Genomic DNA, 13813 nt, shown 5'->3' with positions numbered 1-13813 from the left:
AAGCGACGCTCGACATCTGCCGCACGCAGGGGTATACGTCTCTCAAGTCGAAACATATCGGCGGCGGTTCCGGAAACGGGGCCGCCGCTTTTCTTTATTGGAATAGTCCGCACCTCAGATGATTGCTCTGACCGAACAGGAACGCCAAATTCTTTCGCTCGTCACGCCGGTGGCCGAGCAGATTGGCATGGAAATCGTTCGCCTGCGCATTCAGGGTGGGCGGCGTCCGCACCTCCAGATCATGGCTGAGAGGGCAGGGGGCGCCCCGACGAATGTCGAAGATTGCGCCAGCCTTTCGCGGGCCATCGCGCCGATGCTGGATGAGGCAGACCCCATCAAGGAGGCGTACACGCTGGAAGTCTCCACGCCGGGCATTGACCGTCCACTGACCCGGGAAGGTGATTTTGGCCGCTGGGTGGGCCATGCTGCCAAAGTGGAACTTGTGCGACCGATTGATGGCCGTCGCCGCTTCTCCGGAATGATCACCGGAGAGGATGAAGACGGCGCGCATTTGGAGCTGGATGACGAAACCGAGCTGGTGGCTCACGTTCACGAGATGAGTAAGGCCAGCCTGATCCTGACGGACGAACTGATTGAGGCGGCTCGCGCAGACGGCACATTGCCGCCACAGCCGGATGAAGATGACCTCGGCGATCTTGAGATCGACGAGACAGACGAAGACACCGATACAAACGAAGAGACGGGAGACGTCAAATGAGCACCATCGGCGTTTCAGCCAACAGGCTGGAAATCCTGCAGATCGCGAAAGCGGTCGCCGAAGAGAAGGCAATCGATCAGACGATTGTCATCGAGGCCATGCAGGAAGCGATCGAAAAGGCCGCAAAAGCGAAATACGGCCAAGAGCACGACATCCGTGCGAAGATCGACGCAACGACCGGCGAGCAGACGCTATGGCGTGTTCAGACCGTTGTCGCTGACGACGCGTTCGAGGATGAGGCCAAGGAGCTGCGTCTGTCCGAAGCGAAGAAGCTGGACGAAACGCTGGAAGCTGGCGACGAGCTGAAAGAAGAGCTGCCGCCCTTCGATTTTGGCCGTGTCGCAGCGCAGACCGCCAAACAGGTCATCATGCAGAAGGTGCGCGATGCCGAGCGCGAGCGCCAGTACAACGAATACAAGGATCGCGTCGGCGAAGTTATCTCCGGTGTTGTAAAGCGTGTGGAATACGGTCACGTCATTGTCGATCTGGGTCGCGCCGAAGGCATCATCCGTCGCAATGACGGCATCCCGCGCGAGAATTTCCAAACCAATGACCGCGTTCGTGCCTATCTTTACAAGGTGAGCCGCGAGACCAAGGGTCCGCAAATCTTCCTGTCCCGCGCCGCACCGGATTTCATGGTGCGCCTGTTCGCGCAGGAAGTGCCGGAAGTTTATGAAGGTGTCATCGAGATCAAGGCATGTTCCCGCGATCCGGGCAGCCGTGCGAAGATCGGTGTGATCTCCAATGATTCCTCGATTGATCCCGTCGGCGCCTGTGTCGGTATGCGCGGTGCGCGTGTTCAGGCTGTGGTCGGCGAACTGTCGGGCGAGAAGATCGACATCATTCCGTGGAATTATGACGATGCGACCTTCATTGTGAATGCACTGCAGCCGGCCGAAGTGTCGAAAGTCGTGCTGGATGAGGAAGAGCGCCGCGTCGAAGTTGTTGTGGCGGACGACCAGTTCCCTCTGGCGATTGGCCGCCGTGGTCAGAATGTGCGTCTCGCGTCCCAGCTTACGGGGTGGCAGATCGACCTGGTGACAGAGACCGCCGACTCCGAGCGCTACCAGCGCGAATTCCAGGAGCGGACGGACCTCTTCATGAAGGCGCTGGATGCCGACGAGACGCTGGCTCAGCTGCTGGCTTCGGAAGGCTTTGAGACGGTCGAAGAGATCGCTTATGTGGCGCCGGAAGACTTCATCACGATTGAAGGTTTTGACGAGGACGTAGCCGAAGAACTTCAGGAACGTGCTCGCGAATTCCTTGAGCGACTGGCTGCCGAAAACGATGCCAAGCGCCGTGAACTGGGTGTTGAAGACGCTGTCATGGAGTTGGAAGGCATGTCGCCATCTTTCGCCGTGCGTCTTGGTGAAGAAGGCGTGCAGACGCTGGACGATGTGGCTGGTCTCGTGCCGGATGACATCACGGGTTGGCGCGAGCCGGGCCCGGATGGAAAGCCGGTCTGGGTCGAAGGCGTTCTGAAGAAGGGCGAAATGCGCAAGGATGACGCGCAAATGTTCATCATGCGCGCGCGTGTCGCCGCAGGCTGGATCGAGCCGGACGCCCTTGAGCAGATGCTGGCTGAACAAGCGAAGGAAGAAGAGCCTGAGCTGACCGAAGAGGAACGCGCGCTGCTGGCGCTCGGCGAACTTGGCAGCAACCCGTCTCCGGACGCGGTGGATGAGGCCCTCGAAGAGCTCGAGTTTGATCTCGATGCCCTGGCAGCGGAGGGCGGCGATGACGAGGCCGCACCGCAAGAGTGAAGCGCGGGTAACCGACACTGAAGGCCGTGTTGCGGACGGGGCAGGCCCCGTCCGGCAATGCATTGTGTCCAGAGACCATCTCTCACAGGAGGAGATGGTTCGCTTCGTGCTGTCACCTGATCAGGTTGTGACGCCAGATATTCTTGGCAAGCTGCCGGGCCGGGGTGTCTGGCTGCGGGCCGACAGGGATACGCTTGAGATTGCCATGCGCAAGGGCGCTTTCGCCCGTGGATTCAAGCAACAAGCCACGGTCCCGACAGATTTGCCGGAACTGGTGGAGAATTTGCTGCTTCAGCGGGTGATCAGCCTGATGGGGATGGCGAGGAAAGCGGGGGACATTGTTCTCGGCTTCGATCAGGTGCGAGAAGCCCTGCAGAAGAAGCGGCCCGGTTTGCTGCTGGAAGCCACTGATGGTGCAGAAGATGGCCGTTCAAAGGTGTATTTTCTCGCCAAAGCATTATATAGCAACGTGAAAATTGCCGGTGCGCTCAGTTCCGAAGAATTGGGCATGGCGTTTGGACGTGAGCGTGTGATACACGGTCTCGTCCGCAAGGGTCCGTTTGCGAAGACGATAGAGCTGGCCTATCAGCGGCTGGCCGGATTTCGAGCAAGACCCGAACTGGACTGGTTCCCGGATCAGGATCGGTAGCGGAAAACAAAGCCGAAGTGCATTGGCGCACATCGGCAAGAAACGTGGTATGAAGAACGTATGAGCGATACGAAAGACACTGGTGGTAATACGGGCGGACGCAAGCCGCTCACCGTTTCTCGGAAATCTTCCGGTACGGTGAAGCAGAGCTTCAGTCATGGCCGCTCCAAGCAGGTGGTTGTTGAAACCAAGAAACGTCGGTCAGTTGGGCCGAGCGGTTCGTCTGCTGCGCCAGCAGGGGATACCTCGAAAGCGAAACCGTCTGCGGACTCGATGGAAGCGCGCCTGATCGCAACAGCCAAGAAACTTGGCATTACGGTCAACGAGCTGAAAGCTCGTCAGAAAGCGCTCTATGAGCGCAAGCAGGAAGAAGCCGCGCGCGCCAAGGAAGAAGAGAACCAGAAAGCAGCGCAAGATCGCCTGCGCTCCGAACAGGAGAAAAAGCTTCAGGAAGCCAAGGAACGCGAAGAGGCCGAAGCCCGTCGCAAGGCCGAAGAGGAAGCCCGCAAGGTTGAGGAAGCTGCTGCCAAGGAGCGCGCCGAACGGTCACAGAAGACACGCACCAAGGCTGATGCGTCGCCAGCGGCTGCACAACCGGTTGAAGAGGCGCCAAGCCGTGCCAAACGTGGCAAGTCTGGCCGCGACGATCGGGATCGCTCCGGTCGGGATTCTCAGGGCCGTGGCTCACGCGGCGGTGGTGGCGGTGAGCGTCGCCGCGGCAAGCTGACCATCTCTTCCGCTTTGGGCGATGATGCGGATCGTCAGCGTTCGCTGGCATCGGTTCGCCGCGCGCGGGAACGCGAGCGCGAGCGCCGCACCGGCGGCAACGACCAGCGTGAGAAAGTCTCGATTGAGGTCACCCTGCCAGAGACCATTACATTGCAGGATCTTGCCCAGCGGATGAATGAGCGCGTCGCTGATGTCGTGAAGTTCATGATCCAGCAGGGCGAGATGCTCCGTGGAAACGACATCATCGATGCTGACACGGCAGAACTGATTGCCGAGGAATTCGGCCACACGGTGAAGCGCGTCTCCGAATCCGACGTTGAAATCGGCTTGGAAGGCGCTGAGGATGATCCAAAGGATCTGAAGCCACGTGCGCCGATCGTGACGATCATGGGCCACGTTGACCACGGCAAGACCTCGCTTCTGGATGCCCTTCGCAAGACGGACGTTGTGTCCGGCGAGGCTGGCGGCATTACCCAGCACATCGGTGCGTACCAGGTGAAACTGAAATCTGGCGAACGGATTACGTTCCTTGATACGCCTGGCCACGCGGCCTTTACCGCCATGCGCGCACGCGGCGCCACGGCGACAGATATTGCTATCCTTGTTGTCGCGGCAGATGACTCCGTCATGCCGCAGACGATCGAGTCCATCAATCACGCCAAGGCGGCGGGTGTTCCGATCATCGTTGCGGTGAACAAATCCGACCTGCCGGATGCCAATCCGGACAAGGTGCTGACCGATCTTCTGCAACATGATGTTCAGGTCGAAAGCATGGGCGGCGAAACCCAGTCCGTGAAGGTGTCTGCGCTGACGGGTGAGGGGCTGGACGCGCTGACGGATGCTATTTCTCTGCAAGCCGAACTTCTCGAATTGAAAGCCAATCCAAGCCGTCCGGCAGACGGATCCGTGATTGAAAGCCAACTCGACAAGGGCCGTGGTCCGGTTGCCACCGTGCTGGTTAAACGCGGCACGCTCAAGCGCGGCGACATCGTCGTAGCTGGCGCTCAGTGGGGCAAGGTCCGCGCTCTGGTCGACGAGCGCGGTCAACAACTCAAGGAGGCTGGTCCAGCCCTTCCGGTCGAGGTGCTCGGTCTGGACGGTGCGCCGGAGCCTGGTGATGAGTTTGTTGTTGTCGACAGTGAAGCGCGTGCTCGGGAAGTTACCGAGTACCGCGTGCGCCAGAAGCGCCAGGTTGCTGGTAAGGCCGGCGCGGCAGCGCGCGCGTCGCTCGATCAATTGCTCAGCAAGCTGAAGGATGGCTCGGTTGAGACTTCCGAGCTGCCAGTTGTCGTCAAGGGCGATGTTCAAGGCTCAGTCGAGGCGATCAGCCAGTCTCTGGACAAGCTTTCAACTGAAGAAGTGCGTGCACGCGTCATTCATGGCGCGGTTGGTGGTATTTCGGAAAGCGACGTTCTTCTGGCCCAGTCGTCTGAAGCGCCAATCTTTGCCTTTAACGTGCGTGCCAACAAGCAAGCACGTGATCTGGCGGAGAAAGAAGGCGTTGAGATCCGCTACTATTCCGTGATCTACGATCTGATTGACGACGTGAAGGCAACCCTGTCGGGCATGCTCGCACCGGAGAAACGCGAAACCTTCATCGGTTACGCCGAAATCCTCGAAGTGTTCAACATCACGAAGGTCGGCAAGGTCGCTGGCTGTCGTATCAGCGAAGGCAAGGTTCTTCGTGGTTGTGGTGTACGCCTGCTGCGCGACGACGTTGTGATCCATGAAGGCAATCTGAAGACGCTGAAGCGCTTCAAGGACGAAGTGAACGAGGTGAACGCCGGAATGGAATGCGGCATGGCGTTTGAGCGCTATGATGATATTCGCCCCGGCGACAAGATCGAGTGCTTCCAGGTTGAAGAGATCGCCAGGTCGCTCGACTAGGACGGCGGTGAAGGCCCGTGTCTGACAAGATCTCCGGCTTTCTGGACGAAAAAGACCAGAAGCGCCTGATCCGTCTTTCCAGACGCGGGACGGTCGGTCCGACTGCGATTTATTATGCGGGCGTTACGGCGCCAATCATTTCTGCCAGCATGTCGGTGATGGTGCGCAATGCGATAGAGATGGTGGGCCTGAGCGCCTATTGGCAATGGTTCTTGTCCGCGCTCGTGGCGGCCCTTGCCGGGATATCATGGTATCTGATCTTCATTCGATGGTCGTATCGGTCGCCAAGGGACGTTGTGGGCGATGGCAGAGCGGAGATGGACGTCCAGCTGCTGGAGGAGCGCATGCAAGTGCGTCGCGGTGGCGTAGAAATTCGGATCGACTGGGCAAACGTAGTGTCGGTCAAAACCCGCCGAGGATACACGACCGTTGAAGTGCAGGGGGCAGAGCCCTTGCTGATCCCGGACGCGTGGTTCGATAATGATAGAGTGGCGCGCAAACAGTTTGTTGAGCGTCTGAAACAGAAAGCAGGTGTCTGATGGCACGTAAAACAAATGCTCCTGGACTTCCCAGTCAACGCCAATTGCGTGCAGGCGAACTGATCCGGCATGCCGTGTCGGATATCCTTGCGCGGGAAGACTTGCGTGATCCGGATCTTGTCGGCGTCATCGTGACGGTCGGGGAGGTGCGATGTTCTCCTGATTTGCGCCATGCCAATATTTTCGTTTCCCCACTGGGTGATGATAGTGAAGCCGGGCGCGGCAAACTGGCCGAAGCCCTGAATCGCGCAGCGGGTTTCTTGCGCGGGCGCCTCGGCCGCGAGATTGACATGAAGTTCACGCCTCAACTGCATTTCATCGCAGACAAATCCTACGATGAGGCCACCGCAATCGACCGCTTGCTGGCAGATCCTCGCGTAAGGCGCGATCTCGATCCGGAATAACAGTCGAATCTACGCCTCTGGACAGGTTGTAAGTTGACTCACTCAGCACGTGCTGCGAGCGTTTTCTGAGTTTAATCAAGGGCAAGCGTGATGGACCGTCAGACCTTGGACATGGAAGGCGCGCGGCGTGGTGAAATCACGCCAGCGTCTCTACAGCTCGGCGATGATACGATTGCTATTCAGCGCATCGCGACGATGTCTGTGGAATCTATGGAATTTGCGCCTTGGGATACGGAAACGAACCGCCGCACGAAGAGCCTCTACGCGTCGTTCTTTGTGATCAGCCTGTTCTTTGGTCTGCTCGCGCTTGCATGGGGAGGTTTGTTTCCCGGTAGCGGCTCCAGCATGATCGCGCTGATCGTCGGATGCGTGCTGACCGTGCTTGCGGTGATCCTCGGTGTTCGTGCTGCAATGTTCGCGCGCCGGATGAAGAAGCGGCAGCCCTACTATCGGCTCGTGATTGGCGCATCCGATGGGCGACAGATTCCTCTGGTGGATGACAATCGCGCTGTACTGCTGCGCATTCGCGACATTGTGCGACGCAAAATGGATTCCGGTGACCGGGAGGTTCAAGGCGATTTCGATCTGGACCTGGATCTCGTGAACATCAGCAAGCCAAACGAGACGCGCGAGCTTACCTCCGAGGTAACGTCGTCAGAAGAGGTGGGAGGCTCGTCAAAGGCTGAAGCTGAAGTTCTGTTTGACGAGCCATCAGGTGATCTGCGTAGCGTGACCTGATCCGCGACATTTCGGGCTGACCCTCTCGCCTTGACGGGTTTGACCCCGCTTCGTATGGCCCCGCCTTAATCTCAATCTCTCTCCGCCGTCCGCGTTCGAACCGCCGGGCCGCGCAATCTGAAAGTCTCGTATCTTGGCCCGTCAAAGAAAACGCAAAGGCGACCCGGTCACCGGGTGGCTGAACCTTTTCAAACCAGTCGACATCACCTCCACCCAAGCGGTGGCCATCCTCAAGAAAAAGTACAACGCCCAAAAAGTCGGACACGGCGGGACGCTCGATCCACTGGCCGATGGCATTCTGCCGATAGCATTCGGGGAAGCGACCAAAACCGTGCAGTGGGCAATGGACGCCCGGAAAGAATATGTCTTCACCATTCGCTGGGGCGTATCGACCGAGAGCCAGGATGCCGAAGGAGACGTCACGGGAACGTCTGACGCTCGTCCCACACGGGAGCAAGTCGAAGAGTTGCTGAAAGGCTATATTGGCACAATCGAACAGGTTCCGCCGCGGTTTTCAGCGATTAAGGTAGATGGCCAACGCGCCTATGACCTCGCGCGGGAAGGCGAGGAGTTTGAATTGACCTCACGCGAAGTGGATGTCTTTACAGCAGATGTCATCGGTATGCCTGATGCAGACCATACCGTTATTCACGTCACGTCCGGCAAAGGCTTTTACGTACGCGCCATGGCACGGGATCTCGCGTTTGATCTTGAATGCGAAGGTCATATCAGTCAGCTGCGCCGTACGCGGGTCGGACAGTTCGGTGCAGCAACAGCGATACCCTTGTCGCGCATCGAGGAAACGGAAGATCCTGAGACATTGATGGGCTTTCTGCAGCCAATCCATGCTGTGCTTGAAGGTGTGCCAAGTGTGGACATCACGCGCGAAGAAGCCGGACACATTAGACATGGCCGCTCCATTGTTTTGCTCCCGCATCTCATCGAGGCTTGGCAGGGACAGAAATCAGAAGACCCTGAAGATCGGTCTGCAATCGCGGTGTGCGAGGGCAAGGCGGTTGCACTGGGGGAAATTCGGGCCGGCCAATTCGAGCCAGGCCGGGTTTTCATGTCCTGATTTGGGCCTGCTGAAGTAATCCAAACCTAGAGTGTATTCGACTTTTCCGGACGCCAGGCTCGGCAATCTCCCTGCCGACGCTTGATTTTCCTCGCCCAATCGTGCGTCGGGCGAAGTCGCGCGAATGGAAATTCGCGAATTAGTAGAATCAGATCGGAAACTTGCATGGAATCTGCAAGATGGTTGGCACCGCCAATGGTGGTGGGACTCTAGGGAGTAGAAAATGAACCTTAAGACTGAAATGCTGCTTGGCTTCAGCAATCGTCGTGACGAGAAAAACGACACGATGGTCGGCTGCAAGGGCGGCGGTCGTCGCAATAAAAAGCGCGGCGGTAAGAAGTTCTTCTTCAAGTTCTGGTAGTTTTCCGGAACGAACATTGGTGCACTGCCTGTTCGCAGGCGGTGCACACCTCACTCTGATCCGCAGGACGGGAGATGCAAGCATGGCGCAGTTCCGGTTTATCCCACACAAGGCAGATGCGATCAGAACCAATCAGGTCATGCATGAGGGCTTGTTCGAAAGCCTTGAACATATTGCGGATGTTCTGAAATCAGAGGATCCAGAACTATCCCGGCACCTCAAAAATTGGACACAATCAGCCAGGTCAGGAATGCGAGTTCCCGCGGCGGTGTTTGGCGCATATTACGATGCAGTGGAGGCGTTGCAGGCGACGGATATCGCAACAGCGTCTGAACTAGTGAAGCGTATTGCGTCATCGGAATGCATTCCTGAAAAAACTCGGATTACGGTGCTTGGTCGCGATCATTCAGAGACTGACACACGCCGGATTGAGCGCTTCATGGGAGCACCTGAAACAGGTGCAGCGGGCGTAACCCAGCCAGATCGCGTTCTGGCGACCCAGTTCGAAACAAAGCTATCCGCAGCAATCGACTGGATCCAGATTCACGTTCCTGAGCTTCATGATGAAATGAACGCCTTGCTTGGCGAACTTATCCTCGTTGGCCCCGCAGAAGGTGCGCTCGAATTCGAGGGAGGGACGTGCTTTCGCCTGTGGGGCGCGGTTGCACTCAACGCAGAGCGTAAGGCGTCTGTTGCTGATTTGATCGTCACATTGGCGCATGAAGAGGGCCATGCCGCTCTGTTCGGCGCCTGCACGCGTGAGATGCTCGTCGAGAATCCGGACTCGGAGCTATATTGGTCGCCAATCAGAAAGACCGAGCGACCTCTGGAGGGAATCTTCCATGCGTCGTTTGTCTCGGCAAGAATGGTCTGGGTGATCGGGAAAATGCTTGAGACGGGCGACTTTGGCTGGCTGGAACGCCGCCGGTTGAAGAAAATTCTCAAGGAAGCTCACGCGATTCAGCAAGACTCGGCAGAGATTGTGCAGCGAGAGGGCCGTTTGACAGAAACGGGCCGGGCTGTCCTTGAAGCCATGATGGGGTTCATGGATGGGTTGGGCCGGGCGTTGAAGCCCGTCTGACATGAGCACGTCTCAAATCATTCGACGCGCCATTCGAAATCTCGTCTGGATGTTCGCGCACTCTTGGGCCTCGGCCGTATTTGGCCTTGCAACGTTCGCTGTCATGGCGCGAATACTGGGCCCGGAGCCCTACGGCATCATGGCCTTGGCCGCGTTGGTCTTCGGAGTTGCAGGTGTATTCGTCGGGGCCCCCCTTACCGAAAGCATTCAGCAGAGAGACGAGATAACGAACGTACACCTTGATACGACATTCTGGTTGAATTCAGGGCTTACCTTGGTTTTCGCAGTCGTGATTGCCCTGCTCGCAGAGCCAATCTCCGCGCTGATAGGTGCGCCAGCGGTGGCGGAGGTTTTGCCCGCGCTTAGCGTGATCATGCTTTTCAGTAGCCTCGAAGGCGTGCCGGGCGCGCTATTGCAGCGAGAGCTTGAGAACGACAAACTGGTCTGGATTGAGACTGCATCTGAACTTCTGACGACGGGTTTGGCTCTCGTACTGGCCCTTCTCGGCTTTGGTGTTTGGTCGCTGGTGATTTCCATGGCAGCGGGTACGCTCATTTCGGTCGCAGGGTGCTTCTACGCGTCGAAATGGCGGCCGGGATTTTCGGTTAGCGTGACTGCTTTCCGAGAGCTGTTCGCGTTCAATCGCGATACGGTGGGAACCTATTTCCTGGGCTATGTGGACGATGCCATCCCGCGTTTCCTGTTGAGCCTCGTTGGGGGAGAGCGGGCTGTAGGGCTGCTGTCTATCGCGGGCACAATCTCCGGAAGCCTGACAGGTCTCCTGATGGGGCCGTTCAACGAAATCGCGATGAATGTGGTTGCGCGTCTGCAATCCAGTCGGAGGACAGTTCACGAATTGCTCGACCGCGTATTCGCAATGACGACCGCAGTGATTTATCCGGCGACATTGGGACTGGCTATTGTTTCGCCACTCCTGATCCCGCTCGTTATCGGGGACGAGTGGATAGCGGCGGTGGTGCCGTTGCAGATTTTCCTGGTGCTTGGAATTCGGGATGCAACGGGCACGTTCAACATCGCCATTCTCAGAGGGGTGGGAGACAGCCGGTCTCCCCTGATCATCCTGTCGCTCGGAATCCTGTTTCTCTTCATTCTGGCACCTTTGCTCTTGCCGTACGGAGTTGCAGGGATCGCGACTTTGATCGCTTTGCGTACATTCCTGACATGGCCGGTCTCGGCATGGTTGGTTCAAAGAGCGGCTGGGTACTCTGCAATTCGCCAGATTGTAATTGGATGGCGCGCGCTTATCGCCTCTCTTGGAATGGTTGCGATCGTGTTGCTGGTGAATTTCCATATGCCAGCGCACTGGTCTGAAATTGCACGCGTAGCGGTAATGATCATTTCAGGCATACTTTCTTATACTGGCCTCATGTTCGTGGTTGGAGCCGGGCAGGTTCGTGAAATCCGGGAGGGAATAGGCTGGTTCCGCAATCATCATGACGGTGCAGTCGAGCCCGCCTAGGGGGATTGCAAGAGGGACGCGTATGATCTGTTTTGTGACGTCGGGTTCGCATAAATATGCGGTCAGGGAGCTTCGCGACGTTCCGGGAATGCCGAAGGTCGACTTGCTCTCGTACAATCAGATGTTCCGGTCCAAATCTCTTCGCAGAGCAACTTATGTGTTCACGGATTTCGACCGGCTCGATTTCTGGCAAAGGGAGCTTGCAGCCAAGGCATTCCGGTGCCTGTCAGACGCGGGTGTTCGGGTTCTGAACGATCCGGCTACGGCCTTGACGCGGCTTCCCTTGTTGAAGGTTTTGAACCGCAGGGGCTTGAACAGTTTTGCCGTCTGGGATGCCGAAACCGATTCTCTGCCTGACCGATACCCGGTTTTCCTGCGCACGCGCTCTGCACATCGCGGAACGCAGACTGAACTGCTCGGAAATGCAGAGCAGGCCAGTATGGCGCTGGAGCGTCTGGTTGCGTCAGGCCTTTGCAAGTCAGACCTGATGTTTGTTGAGTATTGCGCGGAACCGATCAAGGACGGCTTGTTTCGCAAACTGGCGGCCTATTGTGTGAATGGGCAAATTGTCACCGGCATGTCGGTGCATGATGAGAGCTGGCATGCAAAGTTCGGCAAGGAAGGGGCGGCGGATGCCGATTTGTATCAGGACGAATACGAAGCCGTTCGGGACAATCGCTATTCCGACGCGCTGAAGAAACATTTTGAGGCTGCAGGAATTTCATACGGGCGGGCGGATTTCACGCTTGTTGGAGGTCGGGTGGAGGTCTACGAGATCAACACCAATCCGAACAATTCCCGGATTCTGGACCATCCGTATCCGATACGTGTTGAAACAGATGCCCTGTTTCATCAGCGCCTTGCCGAGGCGATGCAGGCAATAGATACACCTATTGGCGGCAAGCCCGTTCCGCTGGACCATCCGGACCTTGTTTCTCAACGCAAGCGGGACTGGCTGCTGCCGCGCCCGCGCTGGACACCCTGATCAGGCAAGGGCGGCGGCGTGGGCGCTTGCCCAGGCCCATTGGAAATTGTACCCCCCAAGCCAGCCAGTGACATCGACACATTCGCCAATGAAGTAGAGCCCCGGCACGTGCCGGCTTTCCATTGTTTTCTGGTTGAGGCCATCGGTTGAGATGCCGCCGACGGTGACTTCGGCGGTGCGATATCCTTCGGTGCCCATCGGGGTGACGCGCCAATCCTTCAGGAAAGCTGCGAACTCGTCGATGGCGGCGTGGGAAAGGTCCGCCAGCCGGGCATCCTGCGCGATGGGACCGACTTCTGCGAGCAGTGCTGCGAGCCGGGCAGGGACGTGCGCTTCGAGCGCTTTCACGAAAGTCTGTTTCGGGCTGTCCTGCTTTGCGGCGCGCAGGGCGGCGTTCATGTCTTCCGAGGTCTGAAGGCAGAGGGAGAGGGGCTCTCCGCTTGTCCAGTAAGAGGAGGTTTGCAGGGCGGCCGGGCCGGAGAGGCCGCGATGGGTGAACAGCAGGTCTTCCTCGAACCTTGCGCCGGGCACAGAGGCGATGACAGGCGCGGCAACGCCGGAAATTGCGGCGAATTTCTCGCCCAGCTCACCCGAAAACGTAAACGGCACAAGGCCGGGGCGCGTCTCGACAATGTCATGGCCGAACTGGCGGGCGATATCATAGGCAAGGGCGGTCGCGCCCATTTTGGGAATGGACAGCCCGCCCGTGGCGACGACCAGGCGCTGGCCGCTGACGGCGCCAGAGCGTGTCTCCACGAGGAAACGGCCGTCCTGGTGGGTGACGCCGGAAATCTCCGTAGACAGGCGAATTTCGGCGCTGCCCTTTTCGCATTCGTCCAGCAACATCTTGATGATCGCGCCGGATTTCTGGTCACAGAATAGCTGCCCCTTGTGTTTCTCCGTATAGGTCAGGCCGTGGGCGGCCATGAGAGAGATGAAATCCCAGGGCGTGTAGCGCGCAAGCGCTGATTTCGCAAAATGCAGATTCTGCCCAAGAAACCGGTCTGCGCGGGTTTCCAGATTGGTGAAGTTACACCGGCCTCCGCCCGAAATCCGGACCTTGTCAGCGGGGCGTTTCGCATGGTCCAGAACGAGCACGCGCCGCCCGCGCTGGCCGGCAAGGCCCGCATGGAACAGGCCGGCCGCCCCCGCGCCAAGCACGATTGTGTCAAACTGGTTTGCGTCGCTCATCTGCGCGCTTTAGCGCGTTCCGCCGATTGCGACCATGCCTGATGGCATGCGCACGTCTTGTCCTGTCGCTTCCAGCACAAACATCCGGACTGGCCGCAACCATCCGGGTATCTCGTGTTTTCGGCCCCTCACGGAACCGACAGCGCGGCGGGCCCCGTGGCGCTCCGCCTGATGATTTGTAGTGGCTACGGAATGGAGCGTTACCGCCCGCCG

13 protein-coding genes are annotated in these 13813 nt (G+C 58.2%); 12 read left to right on the top strand and 1 reads right to left on the bottom strand.

The window, feature by feature from the left end:
- The first annotated feature begins 118 nt into the window (after positions 1–118).
- From rimP to HY36_RS03790, 12 genes are all read left to right on the top strand, one after another.
- Positions 119–718, top strand: coding sequence for a ribosome maturation factor RimP (gene rimP, locus HY36_RS03840; RefSeq protein ID WP_035548791.1), 600 nt, complete (start codon positions 119–121; stop codon positions 716–718).
- A complete protein-coding gene (gene nusA, locus HY36_RS03835) occupies positions 715–2481 on the top strand; it encodes a transcription termination factor NusA (protein WP_035548788.1) in 1767 nt (588 codons plus the stop codon). Before rimP ends, nusA begins: the two co-directional genes overlap by 4 nt.
- Positions 2456–3130 carry an RNA-binding protein gene (locus HY36_RS03830; RefSeq protein WP_035548785.1) on the top strand — a complete coding sequence of 225 codons (675 nt, stop codon included), beginning with the start codon at positions 2456–2458 and terminating at the stop codon, positions 3128–3130. Before nusA ends, HY36_RS03830 begins: the two co-directional genes overlap by 26 nt.
- A gap of 60 nt (positions 3131–3190) precedes the next feature.
- Entirely contained in the window at positions 3191–5746 is a 2556-nt protein-coding gene (infB, locus tag HY36_RS03825) for a translation initiation factor IF-2 (RefSeq protein WP_035548782.1), read from the top strand.
- 17 nt (positions 5747–5763) lie between these two features.
- Positions 5764–6285, top strand: a complete 522-nt coding sequence (locus tag HY36_RS17630; protein ID WP_051602491.1) for a hypothetical protein — start codon at positions 5764–5766, stop codon at positions 6283–6285.
- The gene (rbfA, locus tag HY36_RS03815; RefSeq protein ID WP_035548778.1) at positions 6285–6689 is read left to right on the top strand and encodes a 30S ribosome-binding factor RbfA; all 405 of its coding nucleotides are present in this window, start codon (positions 6285–6287) and stop codon (positions 6687–6689) included. The genes HY36_RS17630 and rbfA overlap by 1 nt, the downstream gene beginning before the upstream one ends.
- Before the next feature lie 90 nt (positions 6690–6779).
- On the top strand, positions 6780–7427 hold the full coding sequence (locus HY36_RS03810; protein ID WP_035548775.1) for a DUF308 domain-containing protein: 648 nt from the start codon (positions 6780–6782) through the stop codon (positions 7425–7427).
- 133 nt (positions 7428–7560) lie between these two features.
- On the top strand, positions 7561–8502 hold the full coding sequence (gene truB, locus HY36_RS03805) for a tRNA pseudouridine(55) synthase TruB (protein WP_035548772.1): 942 nt from the start codon (positions 7561–7563) through the stop codon (positions 8500–8502).
- A gap of 223 nt (positions 8503–8725) precedes the next feature.
- Entirely contained in the window at positions 8726–8863 is a 138-nt protein-coding gene (locus HY36_RS18330; protein ID WP_155841693.1) for a hypothetical protein, read from the top strand.
- A gap of 82 nt (positions 8864–8945) precedes the next feature.
- Positions 8946–9944 (top strand): aKG-HExxH-type peptide beta-hydroxylase, encoded by a 999-nt coding sequence (locus HY36_RS03800; RefSeq protein ID WP_035548770.1) that lies wholly within the window; start codon positions 8946–8948, stop codon positions 9942–9944.
- A 1-nt stretch (position 9945) separates the two neighbouring features.
- Positions 9946–11424 carry an oligosaccharide flippase family protein gene (locus HY36_RS03795; RefSeq protein ID WP_035548767.1) on the top strand — a complete coding sequence of 493 codons (1479 nt, stop codon included), beginning with the start codon at positions 9946–9948 and terminating at the stop codon, positions 11422–11424.
- A 22-nt stretch (positions 11425–11446) separates the two neighbouring features.
- Positions 11447–12409, top strand: a complete 963-nt coding sequence (locus tag HY36_RS03790; protein ID WP_035548764.1) for a hypothetical protein — start codon at positions 11447–11449, stop codon at positions 12407–12409.
- Here the strand turns inward: HY36_RS03790 and HY36_RS03785 are convergent, their stop codons facing one another.
- Positions 12410–13600: an NAD(P)/FAD-dependent oxidoreductase gene (locus HY36_RS03785; RefSeq protein WP_035548762.1), complete on the bottom strand. Its 1191-nt coding sequence runs from the start codon at positions 13598–13600 to the stop codon at positions 12410–12412. It lies immediately after the preceding gene.
- Positions 13601–13813: the final 213 nt, after the last annotated feature.

Source organism: Hyphomonas atlantica corrig. (assembly GCF_000682715.1).
Lineage (GTDB): Bacteria > Pseudomonadota > Alphaproteobacteria > Caulobacterales > Hyphomonadaceae > Hyphomonas > Hyphomonas atlantica.
This window is presented reverse-complemented; position numbering and strand designations above follow the sequence as displayed.

What these genes read in the sequence shown, in the direction of transcription:
- rimP (WP_035548791.1), top strand. Translation starts at nt 119, where the DNA reads ATGATTGCTCTGACCGAACAGGAACGCCAAATTCTTTCGCTCGTCACG.
- nusA (WP_035548788.1), top strand. Translation starts at nt 715, where the DNA reads ATGAGCACCATCGGCGTTTCAGCCAACAGGCTGGAAATCCTGCAGATC.
- HY36_RS03830 (WP_035548785.1), top strand. Translation starts at nt 2,456, where the DNA reads ATGACGAGGCCGCACCGCAAGAGTGAAGCGCGGGTAACCGACACTGAA.
- infB (WP_035548782.1), top strand. Translation starts at nt 3,191, where the DNA reads ATGAGCGATACGAAAGACACTGGTGGTAATACGGGCGGACGCAAGCCG.
- rbfA (WP_035548778.1), top strand. Translation starts at nt 6,285, where the DNA reads ATGGCACGTAAAACAAATGCTCCTGGACTTCCCAGTCAACGCCAATTG.
- HY36_RS03810 (WP_035548775.1), top strand. Translation starts at nt 6,780, where the DNA reads ATGGACCGTCAGACCTTGGACATGGAAGGCGCGCGGCGTGGTGAAATC.
- HY36_RS18330 (WP_155841693.1), top strand. Translation starts at nt 8,726, where the DNA reads ATGAACCTTAAGACTGAAATGCTGCTTGGCTTCAGCAATCGTCGTGAC.
- HY36_RS03800 (WP_035548770.1), top strand. Translation starts at nt 8,946, where the DNA reads ATGGCGCAGTTCCGGTTTATCCCACACAAGGCAGATGCGATCAGAACC.
- HY36_RS03795 (WP_035548767.1), top strand. Translation starts at nt 9,946, where the DNA reads ATGAGCACGTCTCAAATCATTCGACGCGCCATTCGAAATCTCGTCTGG.
- HY36_RS03790 (WP_035548764.1), top strand. Translation starts at nt 11,447, where the DNA reads ATGATCTGTTTTGTGACGTCGGGTTCGCATAAATATGCGGTCAGGGAG.
- HY36_RS03785 (WP_035548762.1), bottom strand. Translation starts at nt 13,600, where the DNA reads ATGAGCGACGCAAACCAGTTTGACACAATCGTGCTTGGCGCGGGGGCG.